Below are 17047 nucleotides of genomic sequence, written 5' to 3' on the forward strand. Positions count from 1 at the left end.
ACCGCCGCGACCTCGGCCGCCGCGACCTCGGCCGCCGCGACCCCGACCGCCGCGACCCCGGCCGCCGCGACCCCAGTCGTTTTGCGTCATCGGTGACACCGATCCGTATGTCACGCGAATCCGCTCCGGCCCCGTCCCCGCCGGAGACCAGACGCGAGGTCGTCACGGAGACGCTCCACGGGGTCGACGTCGACGACCCGTACCGGTGGCTCGAGGGCGACGACGAGGCGGTCGGCGAGTGGGTCGACGCGCAGAACGCCCACGTCGACGAGGCGCTCGGCGACGACCTGCGGGACCGGCTCCGCCCCCGGTTCGAGGACCTCGTCGAGGTGGCCGACTACGGCCCGATAACCGTCCGCGAGGGGCGGTACTTCGCGACCGTCCGCGAGCCCGGCGCCGACCACGCTCGCCTCGTGGCCCGCGACGCGCCGGACGGCGCGGACCGCGTCCTCGTCGACCCGAACGCGTGGGCGGCGAACCGCGACGACGATCGCCCGCCCAGGTCGATGGCGTGGTACGTCCCGTCGCACGACGGCGAGCGCGTCGCGGTCGGCGTCACCGAGGGCGGCGACGAGAACTACGACGTGCGGGTGCTCTCGGTGCCCGATCCGAGCGAGAAGCGGTCGGGCTCGGAGGCGGGCGAGTCCGACTCCGACGCGGCGGCGGGCTACGGCCCGGGCGTCGAGGAGGTCGCGGTCCTCCCCGAGCGCGGTCGGGTAAACGCCGGGAGCCTCGCGTGGGAAGCGGGGGGCGAAGGGTTCGTCTACGTCGCCACCGGCGGCGCGGCAGACGGCGCGCAGATGGACAAGGAGATCCGCCGGTTCCGGCTCGCTGACGGCCCGAGCGAGGAGGTGGTCCTGCTCGAACACGACGATCAGCACGTCTGGCCGCGGGTGACGGTCGACCCGGACTCCGGCCTGCTCGCGGTCGCCTTCTCCGAGATGGTCGGCGGCACCGAGTGGTACGTCCACGTCGACGGCGACCTTCGCCCCGTCCTGACCGACACCGACGCCGAGACGTCAGTCCGGTTCCACGGCGGGACGGCGTTCATCTCGACCGACCACGGCGCGCCCCGGCGGCGGCTGCTCGCCTGCTCCGTCGACCGCTTCCGCGAGGGGGACCTCTCGTTCGAGGAGTGCCGGGAGATCCTCCCCGGGGGCGAGGGGATCATCCAGTCGGTCGTGCCGACCCCCGAGCGGCTCCTCGTCCACCGCCAGCGGGACGCGCACTCCAAGCTCTCGGTCCACGACCGCGACGGGACGCACCTGCGCGACGTCTCGCTGCCGTCGTACTGTACGGTCACGTGGGTCTCCGGGAATCGCGACGCGCCCGAGGCGTTCTTCGGTCTCACCGGCTTCGACCGGCCGTCGGCGGTCCGGGGACTCGACCTCGCTGTCGAATCGGGATTCGGCGGCGACGCTTCCGACGGAGAGCCCAAACTCGCGTCGACGGAACTCGACTCGGTCGAGCTTCCGGTCCCCGACGACCTCGTCGTCGAACAGCGGTTCGTCGAGTCGACGGACGGCGCCGAGGTGCCCGTGTTCGTCTGCTACCGCGAGGACGTCGCCGTGGACGGGCCGCGCCCGACGGTCCTGTACGGTTATGGGGGCTTCCGTAACAGTATCACGCCCTCGTTCGGGCGGTTCCGACTCCCGTTCCTCGCGGACGGCGGCGCGTTCGCGGCGGTGTGCGCCCGCGGCGGCTACGAGTACGGCGAGCCGTGGCACGAAGCGGGCATGCTGGCGGACAAGCAGCACACCTTCGACGATTTCGTCGCGGCCGGCGAGGCGCTCTGTGCGTCGGGGGTCACCGACAGGGATCACCTCGCGGTCGCCGGCGGGTCGAACGGCGGGCTTTCGGTCGGCGCGGTCGTCACCCAGCGCCCGGACCTGTGGGCGGCTGCGCAGTGCGCGGTCCCGCTGCTCGACATGCTGCGGTTCCACCGCTTCCTGCTCGGCGAGTCGTGGACGACCGAGTACGGCCACCCGGAGGACCCGGAGGCGTTCGAGTACCTCCGCGCGTACTCGCCGTACCACAACGTCGACCCCGAGGTGACCTATCCGCCGGTGTACTTCACCACGGCCGCGAGCGACACGCGCGTCCACCCCTCGCACGCCCGGAAGATGACCGCGCGGCTCCAGAACGAGGTCGCCGGCGGCCCGTTCCTGTTGCGGACCAAGGGCGAGACCGGCCACGGCGTCGGCAAGCCAACCTCGATGATCGTCGACGAGCAGACGGACTCGTGGGCGTTCCTGTACGAACAGTTGGGGGTCGAAATTGGAGCCGGCGACCGCGACGACGACGCCTGACCTACTTGCCCTCGTAGAGGCGCTCCGCGGTCGTCTCCGGAAGGTCGGCCTCGCGGACCGCGTCCGCGACGCGGTCGACGTCGTACGCCACGCGATGGGTCTCGACCGCGTCGGTCCCGTCGGCGGTCGTGTCGAGGACGGCGTAGCCGGCGCGCGGGTCGCCGTCGCGCGGCTGGCCGACGCTGCCGGGGTTGACGACGAACCCGCCGGCCACCGCGCGGCACCCCTGAACGTGGGTGTGGCCGAGGACGATCCCGTCGTACTCGCCCATGTGGCGGTCGAGGGCCGGGAACTCCTCGGGGTAGACGTACGCGTCCTCGCGTTCGGCCGCGGGATGCGAGTGGACGAGCAGGTACCGGTCGCCCGCGAACGTCTCGGCGCGCGGGAGACCGCCGATCCACTCGCGCTGGTCGTCCGACAGGGACGCCTTCGCGTGTTCGAGACCAGCCTCGGCCATCCGGTTGGCGCTGTAGCGCTCCGGGGTCTCGACGGTGCGGTCGTGGTTCCCGCGTACCGTCGCGGCCGCGACCTCGCGTACGCGCTCGACGCACTCGGCCGGCCACGGGTTGTAGCCGACGACATCGCCCGCGCAGTAGATCCGGTCGACGGCCGGCATGTCGTCGAGCACGGTCTCCAGCGCGGGGAGGTTCGCGTGGACGTCCGAGATGAGGCCGATCTTCATCGCGAGGGGATTCGATCGGCGGCAGGGAATAGGTTGCGGCGAGGAGCGTGTCGCGGGACGGGTGGCGTGGTTTTGGCGTTTCGAGAGAGTTTAAATAGGGATACTGGCGCGTGCCTCCGAACGCCCGCAGGGCGTGAGGAGCACGCGCGAGGGAGTCGCGAGCGACGGGCGACCGAAGGGAGCCCCAAGCGAGCGACGAGGCTGGGGAGGTGAGAGGTGCGGTGCTGTGCGGGGGTGGGACTCGAAGGGGCAGTCGCGAGGCCGCCGTAGGCGTTCACGAGAGCGGAGCTCTCGTGAGCCAATCAGAACGCGGAGCGTTCTGATGACGACGTAAGCACCGCAGCGAGCGGAGCGAGCGAGGAGCGCAACGAGCGTACGGCGGCCTCGCGGCTGGGGCTTCGGAGGTGTTCACCGCAGTTCCGAGAACAGTCGATTATAACCGAGCGACTGGGGCTTCGGAGGTGTTCACTGCAGTTCCGAGAACAGTCGATTATAACCGAGCGACTGGGGCTTCGGAGGTGTTCACCGCAGTTCCGAGAACAGTCGATTATAACCGAGCGACTGGGGCTTCGGAGGTGTTCACCGCAGTTCCGAGAACAGTCGATTATAACCGAGCGACTGGGGCTTCGGAGGTGTTCACAGCCAATTCGCAATCGACTATTTATAAACGAGCGACTGGACCCTCGATGGTATTCCGTACCGACGCTTAGGCCTTCACCTTCTCGCGGAAGCGTTCGCGGACCTTCTCCACCTTCGGCTGCGCGTGCATCGTACAGTAGGCGTCGGCCGGGTTCTTCTCGAAGTAGTCCTGGTGTTTCTCTTCGGCGCGGTAGAACGTCTCCAGCGGCTCGACCTCGGTGACGACCTCGTCGTCGTAGCCGCCCTCCTCGTCGAGCGCCTCGACGTAGCGCTCGACGACGTCGCGCTGCTCGTCGTCGTGGTAGAGGACGATCGACCGGTACTGGCTGCCCACGTCCGGGCCCTGTCGGTTCAGCTGCGTCGGGTCGTGGACGGTAAAGAAGATCTCCAGGATGTCCTCGTACGAGAGCGCCTCGGGGTCGTACTCGACCTGAACGACCTCCGCGTGGCCGGTGGTGCCGGAACACACCTCGCGATAGGTGGGGTCGTCGTCGTGGCCGCCAGCGTAGCCGGAGGTGACGCTCTCGACGCCGTCGAGCTCCTTGAACGCCGCCTCGACGCACCAGAAGCAGCCGCCGCCGACCGTCGCGGTCTCGGTGTCTGTCATGGATTCCTGTTGGCGTCGCAGACGTATTAATCACGCGTGGCAAGACATGATGGCCGCACCCGGCGGGTGGGATATTTCGGGACGGTCGGATCTCGGAGTCCAATTTAATACGGAGCAAGAGATCGGTCAGCCATGACGCGACACGCCGTCGAGACGCGCCCTCGCGACAGGGGGTCAAATGACTGACCTCGTCGTTTGGCTGCTGGTCCTCCTCGTCTTCCTCCAACTGCCCATCTCGCTGCTCGTGCGATACGACGCGAAGCGGCTCGGCCTGAAACAGCCCGTTAAATACGAACTCGGGATCGTCGTCCCGACGGCCGGGTTCGTCGTCCTGCTGTACTACCTCGCTAATCGCCGCGATCTACCGAAGGCGAAAGAGGAGTCTCGCCCCGATCGGTAGTCGTCGAACCGGACTGCGCGTCTCCACGGTGGTGATCGGTTATGGGTGGGTGCCGCTGAACGACGACGAACACCTCCAAAGTCCCAGTCACTCACTTATAAATGATTGATAGTGGATCGAGGACATACACCTCCAAAGCGCCAGTCGCTCGGTTATAAATGAGAAACTGTGGATCGCCGGTGAACACCGCCAAAGCCCCAGTCGGCGAGGAGGGCGCACGCTCGCTGCGCTCCTCGGTCGCTCGTTACACTCACTCCCTGCGGTGCTTACGTCGCCTGCGCCCTCCTCGCCGACTGCCCCTTTGAGTCCCACCCGACCGCACCGCAACCGCGCCTCACACCTCCCCAGCCTCGTCGGCCGGCCTCCGCTTCGCTCCGGCCGCCCGACTCCCTCGCGCGTGCGACTCGCGGCCTGTCGGCCGCTCGTCGGCACGCGCCACCGCGGATCTATTTATAAATAGCCGTCCGACCGTTCGCGCCATGTTCCCGAACAGGTTCGCCCGGCAACCCTGCGGTCGAACGGTAGACCTTTGCCGTCGCCCGCACCAGTTCCGATATGGTCTCGCTGGGACTGGTGGTGGCGCGGTTCAACGACTCCGTCACGGAGCCGATGGCCGAGGCCGCCCGGGAGGCGGCCGCCGACCGCGACGCCGTCGTCGTCGACGAACTGAGCGTGCCGGGCGCGTACGACAGCCCGCTGGCCGCCGACCGGCTCGCGCGCCGCGAGGACGTCGACGCCGTCGCGGTCGTCGGCGCCATCGTCACCGGCGACACCGACCACGACCGCGTCATCGCGAACGCGACCGCCGAGAAGCTCACGCAGGTGAGCCTCGACCGGGACACCCCGGTCACCTTCGGCGTGAGCGGCCCGGGAATGTCCGGCGCGGAGGCGCGCGAGCGGATCGACAAGGGGGCGGACGCGGCCGAGGCCGCGATCGACCTCGCGGAAGCACTCGACTGACCGAGCCACGACGATTACACACGACACATGAGCGACGCATACGACTTCTCGGAGCGGATCGGACGCGTAGAGCCCAGCGCGACGCTGGCGATATCGAACCTCGCGGCGGAGAAGGAGGCGGAGGGCGCCGACATCGTCGACCTCTCGGTCGGCGAGCCCGACTTCGACACCCCGGAGAACGTCGTCGAGGCCGGCAAGGAAGCCCTCGACGCCGGCCACACGGGGTACACCTCCTCGAACGGCGTCCCCGAACTCAAGGAGGCCATCGCGGAGAAGCTGCGGGGCAACGGCGTCGACGCCGACGCCGACGAGGTGATCGTCACCCCCGGCGGCAAGCAGGCGCTGTACGAGACGTTCCAGACCCTGATCGGGGACGGCGACGAGGTCGTCCTGCTGGACCCGGCGTGGGTCTCCTACGAGGCGATGGCGAAGCTCGCCGGCGCCGACCTCTCACGCGTCGACCTCGCGCCGCACGGATTCCAGCTTGAGCCCGCGCTCGACGACCTCGCGGAGGCGGTCTCCGACGACACCGCGCTCCTCGTCGTCAACTCACCCTCCAACCCCACGGGCGCCGTCTTCTCGGAGGCCGCCCTGGAGGGCGTCCGCGACCTCGCCGTCGAGCACGACGTCGCCGTGATCTCGGACGAGATCTACGAGCGCATCACGTACGGCGTCGAGCCGATCTCGCTCGCGAGCCTCGACGGGATGGGCGACCGCACGATAACGATCAACGGCTTCTCGAAGGCGTACTCGATGACCGGCTGGCGGCTCGGCTACCTCCACGCCACCGACGAGTTCGTCGGCGAGGCGGGGAAGCTCCACTCGCACTCCGTCTCCTGTGCGACGAACTTCGTCCAGCGCGCGGGGATCGAAGCGCTGGAGAACACCGAGGCCGCGGTCGAGGAGATGCGCGACGCGTTCGCGGACCGCCGCGATCTGCTCGTCGACCTGTTCGACGAACACGGCGTCGACGTTGACGTCGGCGACGGCGCCTTCTACATGATGATCCCGGTCGACGACGACGACCAGGGATGGTGCGAGCGCGCCATCGAGGAGGCGTCGGTCGCCTGCGTCCCCGGCAGCGCGTTCAACGCCGACGGCTACGCGCGGATCTCCTACGCCGCCAGCGAGGAGCGCCTGCGCGAGGCCGTCGATAGGCTCGTCGCGAACGACCTGCTGTAGGTCCTCGCGTCTGCCGCGCGGCTCCGCGCCCGGCGGGACCGCCGGGCTCGCCCCGCCGCCAACGTTTTTTGTCAGGTCGGAGAACTCCACATGGACCACACCATGTACCAGACGATCCTCTATCCGACGGACGGGAGCGAGGGGGCGGAGGCCGTCGTCGACCACGTTCGGGAGCTCGCGGCCGCGTTCGACGCGACCGTTCACGTCCTGTACGTGATCGACGCGCGAAGCGCCAACTACGGACTGGGCGGCGCCTTCCTGACGGACGAGGGGTCGGGCGTGCGGGCTGATCCGGGGCCGGACGACGACAGCGGCATGGTCGGCGAGGGGAGCGACGCGGAAGCGACGCGGTCGGCGCTCGCCGAGCGCGGCAAGGAGATCGTCGAGGCGGCGGCCGCGTCGCTCGGTGACGGCGAGGCGCCGCCGGAGACGGTCACCGCCGTCGAGACTGGGACGCCGCACTCGGCCATCTTAGAGTACGCGACAGAGAACGACGTCGACCTCGTTGTGATGGGGACGCATGGCCGGACCGGCGTCGAGCGGTACCTGCTCGGCAGCGTCGCGGAGAAGGTGGTGCGGCTGTCGGACGCGCCGGTAGTGACGGTCCGGGCGGACGAAAACGAGTGACGACGGCGTCCGACAGGCTCCGACGCTCGGTCCGAGCGGTCGGGTCGGCCGGGCGACGGCTTTTCCGGCTTCGCCGACCACGCTCTCCCATGAGCGACTCGGAGCGGACGGCGATCGGCGACGACGAGCGCGAGGCCCTCCTCGACCGGGTGAACAGCCAGGGCGCGACGGTCGGCGCGCGCGTCCCCGACGAGATCGAGGTCGACGGGAGCCCGCTCGACCTCTCCGCGTTCATCGTCGAGACCCGGAAGGTCGACAGCGTCCCGCCCGCGATCAATCGGAAGGTGACGGCCGCGCGAGAGTCCCTCCGGAGCGAACGAGCGCGTCGCCTCGATCGGTTGGAGACCGAACCGGTCGACCGAGAGACGGCGGAGGCCCTCGCCGAGGAGGTCATCGGCATCGACCGCGCGCTGAACGCCTTGGAGGGGATCCGCCGCCCGGGGTTCGCCGACGAACACCACGCCGACACGCTGGCGGGCCACGAGCGCTGGCTCGCCTTCGTCGATCAGGTTCGGTGAATCGCTGTCGCGCTCCGTCCCCCCCTCGCCGGCCCCCTTCCGAAACCCTTACTCGCCGCCCGCGTGGTACGTTCGGGTATGAGCGACACCGCAGCGTCGGACGACGGCGAGGCCGCCGTCGACGCCGAGGAGGTCAGACACGTCGCCGATCTCGCGCGGGTGCGGCTCGCCGACGACGAGGTCGACGAGTTCGCGGCGCAGTTCGGCGATATCTTAGAGTACTTCGAGGCGCTCGACGAGGTCCCCGAGACCGAGCGAGAGGAGGAGCTCGTCAACGTGATGCGCCCCGACGAAATCGAGGAGGGACTCACGCAGGAGGAGGCGCTCGCGAACGCCGAGGAGACGGAGGACGGCTTCTTCGTCGGGCCGAAGGTGTCGTAGATGGCGGCCGACCTCAACGCCTTCGTCACGGAGGAGGAGATAGCGGGCGACGCGGACGCCGACGGCCCCCTCGCGGACGCAACCGTCGCGGTGAAGGACAACATCTCCACCGAGGGGATCCGGACGACCTGTGGCTCGGAGATGCTGGCCGACTACGTCCCGCCCTACTCCGCGACGGTCGTCGACCGACTCACTGACGCGGGCGCGACGATCGTCGGCAAGACGAATATGGACGAGTTTGGGATGGGGACGACGACGGAGACCTCCGCGTTCGGCCCCACCAAGAACCCGGTCGACACCGACCGCGTCCCGGGCGGCTCCTCCGGGGGCTCCGCGGCCGCGGTCGCGGCGGGCGAGGCAGACGTGGCGCTCGGCTCCGACACGGGCGGGTCGGTTCGCTGCCCGGCCGCATTCTGCGGCGTCGTCGGGATCAAACCCACCTACGGGCTCGTCTCCCGCTACGGGCTCATCGCGTACGCGAACTCCCTCGAACAGATCGGGCCGATCGCGGGCACCGTCGAGGAGGCGGCGGCCGCGCTCGACGTCATCGCCGGCGACGACCCCAACGACGGGACGACACGCGACTTGGCCAAGGTCGAGGGCGCGGACGCCGACGCGAGCTACGCCGCGGCCGCCGACGGCGACGTGGAGGGCCTCACCGTGGGGGTCCCCACGGAGCTGTTCGAGGGCGCCGACGAGCGCGTCGTCGAGACGGTCGAGGCCGCGATCGCGGAGCTGGAGGCGCAGGGCGCGGAGACGACCGAGATCTCGCTCCCCTCCGTCGAGCACGCGGTCCAGGCGTACTACGTGATCGCGATGGCGGAGGCCTCCTCGAACCTCGCGCGCTTCGACGGCGTGCGGTACGGGAACCGCGCCGAGTCGGACGGCAACTGGAACGAGTCGTTCGCGGAGACGCGCGAGGAGGGGTTCGGCGCGGAGGTCAAACGCCGGATCCTGCTCGGCACGTACGCGCTCTCGGCCGGCTACCACGACAAGTACTACGAGAAGGCGCAGGACGCCCGGGCGTGGGTTCGGCAGGACTTCGAGGACGCGTTCGACGACGTCGACGTGATCGCCTCGCCGACGATGCCCGTGCTCCCCTTCGAGCTCGGCGAGAGCCTCGACGACCCGCTCCGGATGTACCTCGCGGACGCGAACACGACCCCCGTCAACCTCGCGAACCTCCCGGCGATCTCGGTGCCCGCCGGCGAGGCCGACGGGCTCCCGGTCGGGCTCCAGCTCGTCGGGCCGAAGTTCGGCGAGGAGACGATCGTTCGCGCCGCGAGCGCGGTCGAAGAGCGATGAGCCTCACAGACGAGGAGCGCGAGCGGCTCGCGGACGTGGTCCGCCTTCAGCCGACGAAGAACGGCGAGCTCCAAGACGCCTGGGAGATGGAGAGCGGCAGCGAGGTCCACAGCTACCTCGAGAACCACCTGAAGGAGTACTACTACCGCGACGACGACAGCCTGATCCGGACGACCGCCGAGGCGAACGACCTCGTCGACGTCGAGCCCGGGGTCGAACCCGACGCGGTCGCGAAGGGCGGCGTCCCGGAGACGATCCACGTTCCGGAGCTGGAGTCGCGGGTCGTCGACGTGCTCGCCGGTCCCGACGAGCGCTCGCAGTCGGTCGTCAGCGTGCTCAACGCCCTCCGCGAGGCGTACGACGCCGACCCCGAGGTGGACGCGGTGCGGCGGGCGCTCCGCAGCCTCGAACGCAAGAACGTCGTCGAGGTCGTCTACCGCACCGTGCCGACGTTCCGGCTCGCCGTCGACCGCGACGAGATCACGGTCGAGATAGCGGAGTAGGCGGCGCGGCGCTATCGACCCCAGACCGGGGCGCGCGCTTATCCGCCGACACGATTTTGTACCGCGACTGACACCCTGCTACCGATGGCCGACGAGACCCTCCGCGAGCGGTTCCGCCGCAACGCCAGCGGCATCGCCGCCACGACGGTGACCGGGACGTGGCTGGCGGCGCTGCTCCTCGGCGTCGAGTGGTGGCTCCCGTTCATGCTCTTTGGGTACATCGTCATCGTTCCGCTCGTCTCGATGCTGTTCGACGAGGAGGAGGCGGAGTCCGTCCACGTCGAGTCGGAGTCGGGCTCGGTCCGCGTCGAGCGCGGCACGGCGGCGGAGCGCGAGGAGTCGACCGGCGACACGACGGACGCCTTGGCGCGGTTGCGGACCCGATACGCGAACGGCGACCTCACCGACGAGCAGTTCGAGCGGAAGCTCGACCGGCTGCTGGAGACCGAGACGCCCGAGGACGCCGCCGAGTGGGCCGAGCGCAATCGGGCCGCCGATCGGGAACGCGACGTCGAGCGCGAGCGGTGACCCGCGGGGCCGTCTCCTGTCGTCTCCGCCGGCGAGGCCGAACCTCAAGCTTCAATGCGCGCGGCCGACTCGACCGCGTATGAACGACCAGGAACTGCGGAAGGAGGCGCACGACCTCGACGTCACCGTCTGGGTCGGGAAGCACGGTATCGACTCCGTCGTCGACGAGCTGGCCGATCAGCTCGACGACCGGAAGCTGGTGAAGGTGAAGTTCCTCCGGGCGGCCCGCGGCGGGACCTCGACCGACGAGCTCGCCGACGAGCTCGCCGAGGCGGTCGGCGCCGACCTGATCGAAACCCGCGGGAACACGGCGGTGCTGCACTGATGGGCACTTCCGCGGGAACGCTCGGACCGCTCGTGATCGGGGGCACGCTCCGACCGTACCTCGGTCCGGTGACCGAGGTCGCCGTCGACGCCGCGATCTTCGTCGTCGTCGTCGTCGCGGCGTACGTCCTCTACAAGGCGGTCATCGCGCCGCTCGCGCAGCGGGTGTTCGACAGGCAGGGACTCGACGAGCACGCGCGGCGCCCGATCCAGAAGATCGTGGCGTTCCTCGTGCTGTTCGCCGGCGTCACGGTCGCGTTCGGCGCGGCGGGCTACCAGGGCTTTTTGCGCTCGCTGGCGACGATTGCGGCCGCGGCGACGCTCGCGATCGGCTTCGCGCTCCAGGACGTGATCAAGAACTTCGTCGCGGGCGTCTTCATTTATACGGACAAGCCGTTCCGTATCGGTGACTGGATCGAGTGGCAGGGGAACTCGGGGATCGTGGAGGACATCTCGCTCCGGGTCACCCGCGTCCGTACGTTCGACAACGAGCTGCTCACGGTGCCGAACCACGCGCTGACAAGCGACGTGGTGAAGAACCCGGTCGCGAAGAAGACGCTCCGCCTGAAGTTCGTCTTCGGGATCGACTATGAGGACGACGTCGAGAAGGCGACGGATATCATCGTCGAGGAGGCCGAGAAGAGCGACGCCATCCTCGACGAGCCCGCGCCGTCGGTCCGCCTGACCGAACTCGCCGACTCCTACGTCGGCCTGCAGTCGCGGATCTGGATCGACGACCCGTCCCGGGCGGACTTCGTGAAGGCGCGCGCCGACTACGTGAAGGCCGTCAAAAAGCGGTTCGACGAGGAGGGGATCTCGATCCCGTTCCCGCAGCGGACCGTCTCGGGGCGGAACGAGTGGACGGACCCCTCGTCGTTCGGCGGGGGCGACTGAACGCTCCCGATAGTAACGAACTTGAGGGTCCGGTAACTGGGTGTGCCCATGCACGTGGTCGTCATCGGGGCCGGCGAGGTCGGGACGAGCATCGCCGCGAGTCTCGCGTCGGACCACGAGGTCGTCGTCGTCGACGTCGACCCGGACCGGGCGGAACAGCTCAAGTACGAACTCGACGTCCTCACCATCGCGGGCGACGGCACGTCCTCGGAGATCCAGTCGGCCGCCGAGGTCGACCGCGCGGACATGGTCATCGCGTGTACCGACAACGACCAGACGAACCTCGTCGCCTGCGGCACCGCGAAGACGCTCGGCGGCGGGTTCACCATCGCCCGCGTGAAGAGCACGGACTTCCTCCGCACGTGGCAGGGCAACGAGGGCGCTTTCGGCGTCGACTTCATGGTGTGTACCGACCTCCTGACCGCGGAGAACATCGTCCGCGTCATCGGGCTCCCGGCGGCGGTCGACGTCGACCCGTTCGCCGGCGGCCTCGTCCAGATGGCGGAGTTCGAGATCGCAGAGGAGAGCCCCGTCGCCGAACAGACGGTCTCGGAGGCCGACCGCTTCGAGTCGCTCACGTTCGTCGGCCTGTTCCGCGACGGCGAGATGATCATCCCCCGCGGCGACACCGACATCACCGTCGGCGACCGCGCGGTGGTGATCGGGAGCCCCGAGAGCGTTCAGGCGTTCGCGACCGACATCGCGCCGGAGACGACGCCGGACGACGCGGACGACATCGTCATCGTCGGCGGCAGCGAGATCGGCTACCAGACCGCACGGCTCCTCGAGGAGCGCGAACTCAAGCCCAGGGTGATCGAGAAGGACCGCGACCGCGCGCGGTGGCTCGCCGAGCAGCTTCCGAAATCCGTCGTGATGGAACACGACGCGACCGACGCGGAGTTCCTCACGCGGGAGAACGTCGACGACGCCGACATCGTCGTCACCGCGCTCGGGTCGGACGAGCAGAACCTCCTCGTGTCGGTCCTCGCCAAGCGACTCGGCGTCGACCGCGTGATCGCCGTCGTTGACAGTCCCGATTACGTCACCGTCTTCGAGGAGATCGGCATCGACATCGCGATCAACCCCCGCACCGTGACCGCCGAGGAGATCACGCGGTTCACCTACGAGAGCGTCGCGGAGAACATCGCGGTGCTGGAGAACGACCAAGCGGAGGTCCTCGAACTCGAGCTCACCGAGGGGTGCGGGCTCGTCGGGCGACCCATCTCGGAGATCGTCGCCGAGAGTGACGTGCGGTTCGTCATCGGCGCGATCACCAGAGACCATCAGCTGGTCACTCCCCGCGGGGACACCGTGCTTCAGGCTGGCGACCACGTCGTCCTGCTCGTGGAGTCCGACTCCGTGAGCGAGATCACCTCCATGGCGTGATGCCTCCGTGACCAGCAGGATCCGGGTCGGGTGGCGGGCGAGCGTCGGACTCACCGGCGACGTCCTCGCCGCCCTCCCGGTCCCGCTGGCGTTCCCCCTTCTCGTCGCGTTCTACTACGGCGAGTCGCCGATCCCCTTCCTCGCGGCGATCGCGGTCTCGCTCGCGCTCGGGGCGGCGTTCCGGTCGGTTCAAGACCCCTCGGTCGACCTCGGTCCCCGCGAGGCGTTCCTCGCGGTGGCGCTGATCTGGTTCCTCGTCGCCGCGGTCGGCGCGATCCCCTTCGTCGTCGCGGGCGTCGGCACCGTCGCCCACCCGGTGAACGCCATGTTCGAGTCGATGAGCGGGCTGACGACCACGGGCGCGACCGTGTTGCGCGACTTCTCCGTCCACTCGAAATCCGTGCTGATGTGGCGGCAGGTGATCCAGTGGCTCGGGGGGCTCGGCATCCTGATCCTGGCGACCGCGGTCCTCTCCGAGATCGGGGTGGGCGGGGCGCAACTCATGGAGACCGAGTCACAGACGCAGGACGTCAACAAGCTCACGCCGAAGATATCGCGGACGGCGCAGCTGATCTGGGGGATCTACTTCGGGCTCACGGGGCTGGCGATCGCCGTCTACTTCCTGCTCGGGCTCGCCGTCGACCCGCAGATGGACCTGTACAACGCCGTCGCGCACGCGTTCACGTCGGTCGCGACCGCGGGGTTCTCGCCGGAACCGCTGAGCGTGGGCGCGTTCCACCCGCTGATCCAGTGGGCTGTCGTCCCGTTCATGGTGATCGGATCGACCAGCTTCGTCCTCATCTACTTCGCCATCAATGGCGAGCCGATGCGCCTGCTGCGAAACGAGGAGTTTCACTTCTACCTCGGCGCAATGGGGACGCTCGCGTCGGTCGTCGCGCTCGGCCTGTTCCTCGATCCGAGCATCGCCTACGGTCCCGAGGCGACCCTCCGGCACGCCGTCTTCAACGTCGCCTCGATCGTGACGACGACGGGGTACGCCAGCACCGACTACGTGCAGTGGGCACCAGCGGCCAAGCACATGCTGTTCATGGGGATGTTCATCGGCGGGATGGTTGGCTCCACCACCTGTTCGATCAAGTCGCTGCGGTGGCTGGTCGCGCTGAAGTCGTTCAAGCGGAACCTCTACACCGCGATCCACCCGGAAGCGGTGCGGCCAGTCCGGATCTCGGGCAAGCCGATCGACGAGGGGGCGATCCGCGACATCTACGCGTACCTCCTCCTCAGCATCGTGATCTTCTTCCTGCTCACCGTGGTCATCGTCGTCGACGCCGAACGGGCGAACCTGCGCGTGACCGAGTTCGAGGCGCTCGGTGCCGCAGCGACCACGTTCCTCAACATTGGGCCGGCCTTCGGCGAGGCGGGCCCGTACGGGACGTTCGCGACGTTCCCGCTGAGCACGCGGGCCGTGATGATCGTGCTGATGTGGATCGGCCGGATCGAGATCATCCCCGTGCTGGTGCTGTTCACGAAGGCGTTCTGGACCTCCTAACTCCGCGTTAGCCTGCCGTCGGCCACCCTTCGACAGTTTAATACAGCGAACGGGCGACTCCCATATCGATCGGATAACTATGTCGTGGGGCGTCAACTGGAAGGCGAGCGTGGGGCTTCTCGGGGTCGGGATCAAGTACCTCGCCGTCACGATGCTGGTGCCGCTCGTCGTGGCGCTCGCGTACGGCGAAGACATCTGGGTGTTCCTGGTGTCGATGGCGCTCGTCGCGGCGCTCGGACTGGCGGTCGAGCGGGTCGACCCCGACCCAGACCTCGGACCGCGGGAGGCGCTGCTCTTCGTTTCGCTCGCGTGGATCGCGGCGGCGGTCATCGGCACGATCCCGTACCTGATCGCCGGGTACGGGACGCCGTCGACGGTCGGGCTCCACACCGGGTCGGTCGGCGCGCTCACGGAGTCGATCGCCAACGCGCTGTTCGAGTCGATGAGCGGGTTCACAACCACCGGCGCGACCGTCCTCGGCGAGATCAGCACCGACCGTCACTCCCACGCCGTGCTGATGTGGCGACAGCTCACACAGTGGCTCGGCGGGATGGGGATCATCGTCCTGATGATCGCCATCCTCCCCGAGGTCGCGGTCAACGGCGCCCAGCTGATGGAGTCGGAGGCGCCCGGGCCGGAGCTCCAGAAGCTCACGCCGAAGATCGCGGAGACGGCGCGCGCGCTCTGGCTCATCTACTTCGGGTTCACCGTGCTGATGATCGCGGTCCTATACGGGCTCCACCTCGCCGGGATGGCGCCGAAAATGAACCTGTTCAACGCGGTCGCTCACGGGTTCACGGCCCTGCCAACCGGCGGATTCTCGCCGAAGGCTGACAGCATCGCGGCGTTCTCGGCAATCGTCCAGTGGGTCGTCATCCCGTTCATGCTCGTCGCTGGGGTCAACTTCGCGCTGTTCTGGCACGTGCTGCGCGGCGAGATCGATGTGCTGCGTGAGAACGCCGAGTTCCGCGCGTACGCCGGCGCTGTCGCGGTCGTGACCGCGGTCCTCGCGGTGCTTTTGTTCCGCGGCGCGGCGCCGGCCATCGAACTCGGCGGGACGACGCAGGGGGTCGCTGAGAACTCGCTCCGGCAGGCGGCGTTCCAAATCAGTTCGCTGCTGAACTCCACCGGGTACGCGACGGCCGACTTCGCGCAGTGGGACACCGACGCGCAGATCCTCCTGATGTTCGCGATGTTCATCGGCGGCTCCGCCGGGTCGACCGGTGGCGGCGTCAAGATCGTCCGCTGGCTCATCGTCGGGAAGGCGATCCGCCGGGAGCTGTTCACCTCGGCGCACCCGGACATCGTACAACCGATCCGGCTCAGCGGGAACATCGTCGACGAGGACGCCATCCGCAGTATCATGGCGTTCACTATTCTGTACCTCGTGCTGTTCGGCGTCTCGGCAGTGTTCCTCTCACTCGACGCCGCGCGGATCGGGATCCAGCTGACGATGCTGGAATCGACGAGCGCGTCGCTCGCGACCATCGGGAACATCGGCCCGGGGTTCGGTCGGCTCGGGCCGTTCGGGAGCTACCTGTTCTTCCCCGACACGTCGAAGCTGCTGATGGTGTTCCTGATGTGGATCGGCCGGCTGGAGATCGTCCCGGTGCTGGCGGTGCTCATCTCGGCGGCCGACACTCGGTGACCGGCCCCGCGGTCGGCACTCGGTGACCGGCACCGCTCTCGGCGTTCGAAAGCGGAGGTTTTGCCCGCCGAGAGCACTCATACGCGCCGCTGCCGGCTCGATTTGGGAGAGCGTATCTTCTTAACTGACGAGAATAGTGGTGTTGGTATGACGAATTCCGACGACTCCGACGGGCAGAATCTGCTCGGTCACGTCCTCCTCCCGGTCGCACACGAGGAAGACGCGCTGGCGACGGCGCGGGCCCTCGAACCGTACGACCCGGAGCGCGTGACGGCGCTTCACGTCGTCGAGAAGGGCGGCGGGGTTCCGGACAAGACCCCGGTCGAGCAGTCCGAGGAGCTGGCCGCGGAGTCGTATGACGCGGTCCGGACGGTGTTCCCGGACGCCGACGAACACACGGCGTACGCCCGCCACATCGTCGACGCGATCTTCGAGGCGGCCGACGAGGTCGGCGCGAGCGCTGTCGCCTACCGCTCGCGCGGCGGGAACCGGCTCATGCAGTTCCTCTCGGGCGACATCTCGCTGAAGCTGGTGACGGACGCACCGCTCCCCGTGATCGCGCTTCCAAAGGGTGACGACGAGGAGTAAGTCGGTCGTTCGGCGGGGGCCGAGCGAATGCGGCGCCTCGTCGCAGCGCTAAGCGG

18 protein-coding genes are annotated in these 17047 nt (G+C 68.7%); 16 read left to right on the top strand and 2 right to left on the bottom strand.

All coding sequences use genetic code 11. The features are described from left to right. The first annotated feature begins 107 nt into the window (after nt 1-107). Nucleotides 108-2309, top strand: a complete 2202-nt coding sequence (locus ACOZ35_RS01380) for a prolyl oligopeptidase family serine peptidase (RefSeq protein WP_424014706.1) — start codon at nt 108-110, stop codon at nt 2307-2309. 1 nt (nt 2310) lies between these two features. Here ACOZ35_RS01380 and ACOZ35_RS01385 read toward each other — a convergent pair whose 3' ends face one another. Both ACOZ35_RS01385 and msrA read right to left on the bottom strand, forming a co-directional pair. Beyond that, nucleotides 2311-2991: a metallophosphoesterase family protein gene (locus ACOZ35_RS01385; protein ID WP_424014707.1), complete on the bottom strand. Its 681-nt coding sequence runs from the start codon at nt 2989-2991 to the stop codon at nt 2311-2313. 706 nt (nt 2992-3697) lie between these two features. Beyond that, the gene (msrA, locus tag ACOZ35_RS01390) at nt 3698-4237 is read right to left on the bottom strand and encodes a peptide-methionine (S)-S-oxide reductase MsrA (RefSeq protein WP_424014708.1); all 540 of its coding nucleotides are present in this window, start codon (nt 4235-4237) and stop codon (nt 3698-3700) included. A gap of 178 nt (nt 4238-4415) precedes the next feature. On the opposite strand from msrA, the gene ACOZ35_RS01395 reads away from it, so the two are divergent. The 15 genes from ACOZ35_RS01395 (at nt 4416) to ACOZ35_RS01465 (ending at nt 16991) form a co-directional block, all read left to right on the top strand. Then, nucleotides 4416-4637 carry a hypothetical protein gene (locus tag ACOZ35_RS01395; RefSeq protein WP_424014709.1) on the top strand — a complete coding sequence of 74 codons (222 nt, stop codon included), beginning with the start codon at nt 4416-4418 and terminating at the stop codon, nt 4635-4637. Between the two features lie 555 nt (nt 4638-5192). After that, on the top strand, nt 5193-5597 hold the full coding sequence (gene ribH / locus ACOZ35_RS01400) for a 6,7-dimethyl-8-ribityllumazine synthase (RefSeq protein WP_096393176.1): 405 nt from the start codon (nt 5193-5195) through the stop codon (nt 5595-5597). 27 nt (nt 5598-5624) lie between these two features. Continuing rightward, nucleotides 5625-6779: a pyridoxal phosphate-dependent aminotransferase gene (locus ACOZ35_RS01405; RefSeq protein WP_424014710.1), complete on the top strand. Its 1155-nt coding sequence runs from the start codon at nt 5625-5627 to the stop codon at nt 6777-6779. Between the two features lie 102 nt (nt 6780-6881). Beyond that, on the top strand, nt 6882-7406 hold the full coding sequence (locus tag ACOZ35_RS01410; protein WP_424016093.1) for a universal stress protein: 525 nt from the start codon (nt 6882-6884) through the stop codon (nt 7404-7406). 89 nt (nt 7407-7495) lie between these two features. Beyond that, nucleotides 7496-7924 (top strand): DUF5788 family protein, encoded by a 429-nt coding sequence (locus tag ACOZ35_RS01415; protein ID WP_424014711.1) that lies wholly within the window; start codon nt 7496-7498, stop codon nt 7922-7924. A gap of 78 nt (nt 7925-8002) precedes the next feature. Beyond that, nucleotides 8003-8305: an Asp-tRNA(Asn)/Glu-tRNA(Gln) amidotransferase subunit GatC gene (gatC, locus tag ACOZ35_RS01420; RefSeq protein WP_424014712.1), complete on the top strand. Its 303-nt coding sequence runs from the start codon at nt 8003-8005 to the stop codon at nt 8303-8305. Next, nucleotides 8306-9610, top strand: a complete 1305-nt coding sequence (gatA, locus tag ACOZ35_RS01425) for an Asp-tRNA(Asn)/Glu-tRNA(Gln) amidotransferase subunit GatA (protein ID WP_424014713.1) — start codon at nt 8306-8308, stop codon at nt 9608-9610. After that, nucleotides 9607-10113: a DUF5797 family protein gene (locus tag ACOZ35_RS01430; protein WP_424014714.1), complete on the top strand. Its 507-nt coding sequence runs from the start codon at nt 9607-9609 to the stop codon at nt 10111-10113. The genes gatA and ACOZ35_RS01430 overlap by 4 nt, the downstream gene beginning before the upstream one ends. A gap of 84 nt (nt 10114-10197) precedes the next feature. Next, nucleotides 10198-10641, top strand: a complete 444-nt coding sequence (locus tag ACOZ35_RS01435; RefSeq protein WP_424014715.1) for an SHOCT domain-containing protein — start codon at nt 10198-10200, stop codon at nt 10639-10641. A 79-nt stretch (nt 10642-10720) separates the two neighbouring features. Beyond that, nucleotides 10721-10966, top strand: coding sequence for a YhbY family RNA-binding protein (locus ACOZ35_RS01440; protein ID WP_424014716.1), 246 nt, complete (start codon nt 10721-10723; stop codon nt 10964-10966). After that, the gene (locus ACOZ35_RS01445) at nt 10966-11859 is read left to right on the top strand and encodes a mechanosensitive ion channel family protein (RefSeq protein WP_424014717.1); all 894 of its coding nucleotides are present in this window, start codon (nt 10966-10968) and stop codon (nt 11857-11859) included. Before ACOZ35_RS01440 ends, ACOZ35_RS01445 begins: the two co-directional genes overlap by 1 nt. A gap of 48 nt (nt 11860-11907) precedes the next feature. Further along, nucleotides 11908-13245, top strand: a complete 1338-nt coding sequence (gene trkA / locus ACOZ35_RS01450; protein ID WP_424014718.1) for a Trk system potassium transporter TrkA — start codon at nt 11908-11910, stop codon at nt 13243-13245. Nucleotides 13246-13252: 7 nt separating this feature from the next. After that, nucleotides 13253-14755 (top strand): TrkH family potassium uptake protein, encoded by a 1503-nt coding sequence (locus ACOZ35_RS01455; RefSeq protein WP_424014719.1) that lies wholly within the window; start codon nt 13253-13255, stop codon nt 14753-14755. A 79-nt stretch (nt 14756-14834) separates the two neighbouring features. Then, complete coding sequence (locus tag ACOZ35_RS01460) at nt 14835-16403, top strand: TrkH family potassium uptake protein (RefSeq protein WP_424014720.1); 1569 nt, start codon at nt 14835-14837, stop codon at nt 16401-16403. A 147-nt stretch (nt 16404-16550) separates the two neighbouring features. After that, complete coding sequence (locus ACOZ35_RS01465) at nt 16551-16991, top strand: universal stress protein (protein WP_424014721.1); 441 nt, start codon at nt 16551-16553, stop codon at nt 16989-16991. Nucleotides 16992-17047 lie beyond the last annotated feature (56 nt).

Origin of the sequence: Halorubrum xinjiangense (genome assembly GCF_049604745.1) — an archaeon.
Taxonomy (GTDB): Archaea; Halobacteriota; Halobacteria; order Halobacteriales; family Haloferacaceae; genus Halorubrum; species Halorubrum xinjiangense_A.

Excerpts from the sequence above, each read along its gene's own strand:
- ACOZ35_RS01380 (WP_424014706.1), top strand. The coding sequence starts at position 108 with ATGTCACGCGAATCCGCTCCGGCCCCGTCCCCGCCGGAGACCAGACGC.
- ACOZ35_RS01385 (WP_424014707.1), bottom strand. The coding sequence starts at position 2,991 with ATGAAGATCGGCCTCATCTCGGACGTCCACGCGAACCTCCCCGCGCTG.
- msrA (WP_424014708.1), bottom strand. The coding sequence starts at position 4,237 with ATGACAGACACCGAGACCGCGACGGTCGGCGGCGGCTGCTTCTGGTGC.
- ACOZ35_RS01395 (WP_424014709.1), top strand. The coding sequence starts at position 4,416 with ATGACTGACCTCGTCGTTTGGCTGCTGGTCCTCCTCGTCTTCCTCCAA.
- ribH (WP_096393176.1), top strand. The coding sequence starts at position 5,193 with ATGGTCTCGCTGGGACTGGTGGTGGCGCGGTTCAACGACTCCGTCACG.
- ACOZ35_RS01405 (WP_424014710.1), top strand. The coding sequence starts at position 5,625 with ATGAGCGACGCATACGACTTCTCGGAGCGGATCGGACGCGTAGAGCCC.
- ACOZ35_RS01410 (WP_424016093.1), top strand. The coding sequence starts at position 6,882 with ATGTACCAGACGATCCTCTATCCGACGGACGGGAGCGAGGGGGCGGAG.
- ACOZ35_RS01415 (WP_424014711.1), top strand. The coding sequence starts at position 7,496 with ATGAGCGACTCGGAGCGGACGGCGATCGGCGACGACGAGCGCGAGGCC.
- gatC (WP_424014712.1), top strand. The coding sequence starts at position 8,003 with ATGAGCGACACCGCAGCGTCGGACGACGGCGAGGCCGCCGTCGACGCC.
- gatA (WP_424014713.1), top strand. The coding sequence starts at position 8,306 with ATGGCGGCCGACCTCAACGCCTTCGTCACGGAGGAGGAGATAGCGGGC.
- ACOZ35_RS01430 (WP_424014714.1), top strand. The coding sequence starts at position 9,607 with ATGAGCCTCACAGACGAGGAGCGCGAGCGGCTCGCGGACGTGGTCCGC.
- ACOZ35_RS01435 (WP_424014715.1), top strand. The coding sequence starts at position 10,198 with ATGGCCGACGAGACCCTCCGCGAGCGGTTCCGCCGCAACGCCAGCGGC.
- ACOZ35_RS01440 (WP_424014716.1), top strand. The coding sequence starts at position 10,721 with ATGAACGACCAGGAACTGCGGAAGGAGGCGCACGACCTCGACGTCACC.
- ACOZ35_RS01445 (WP_424014717.1), top strand. The coding sequence starts at position 10,966 with ATGGGCACTTCCGCGGGAACGCTCGGACCGCTCGTGATCGGGGGCACG.
- trkA (WP_424014718.1), top strand. The coding sequence starts at position 11,908 with ATGCACGTGGTCGTCATCGGGGCCGGCGAGGTCGGGACGAGCATCGCC.
- ACOZ35_RS01460 (WP_424014720.1), top strand. The coding sequence starts at position 14,835 with ATGTCGTGGGGCGTCAACTGGAAGGCGAGCGTGGGGCTTCTCGGGGTC.
- ACOZ35_RS01465 (WP_424014721.1), top strand. The coding sequence starts at position 16,551 with ATGACGAATTCCGACGACTCCGACGGGCAGAATCTGCTCGGTCACGTC.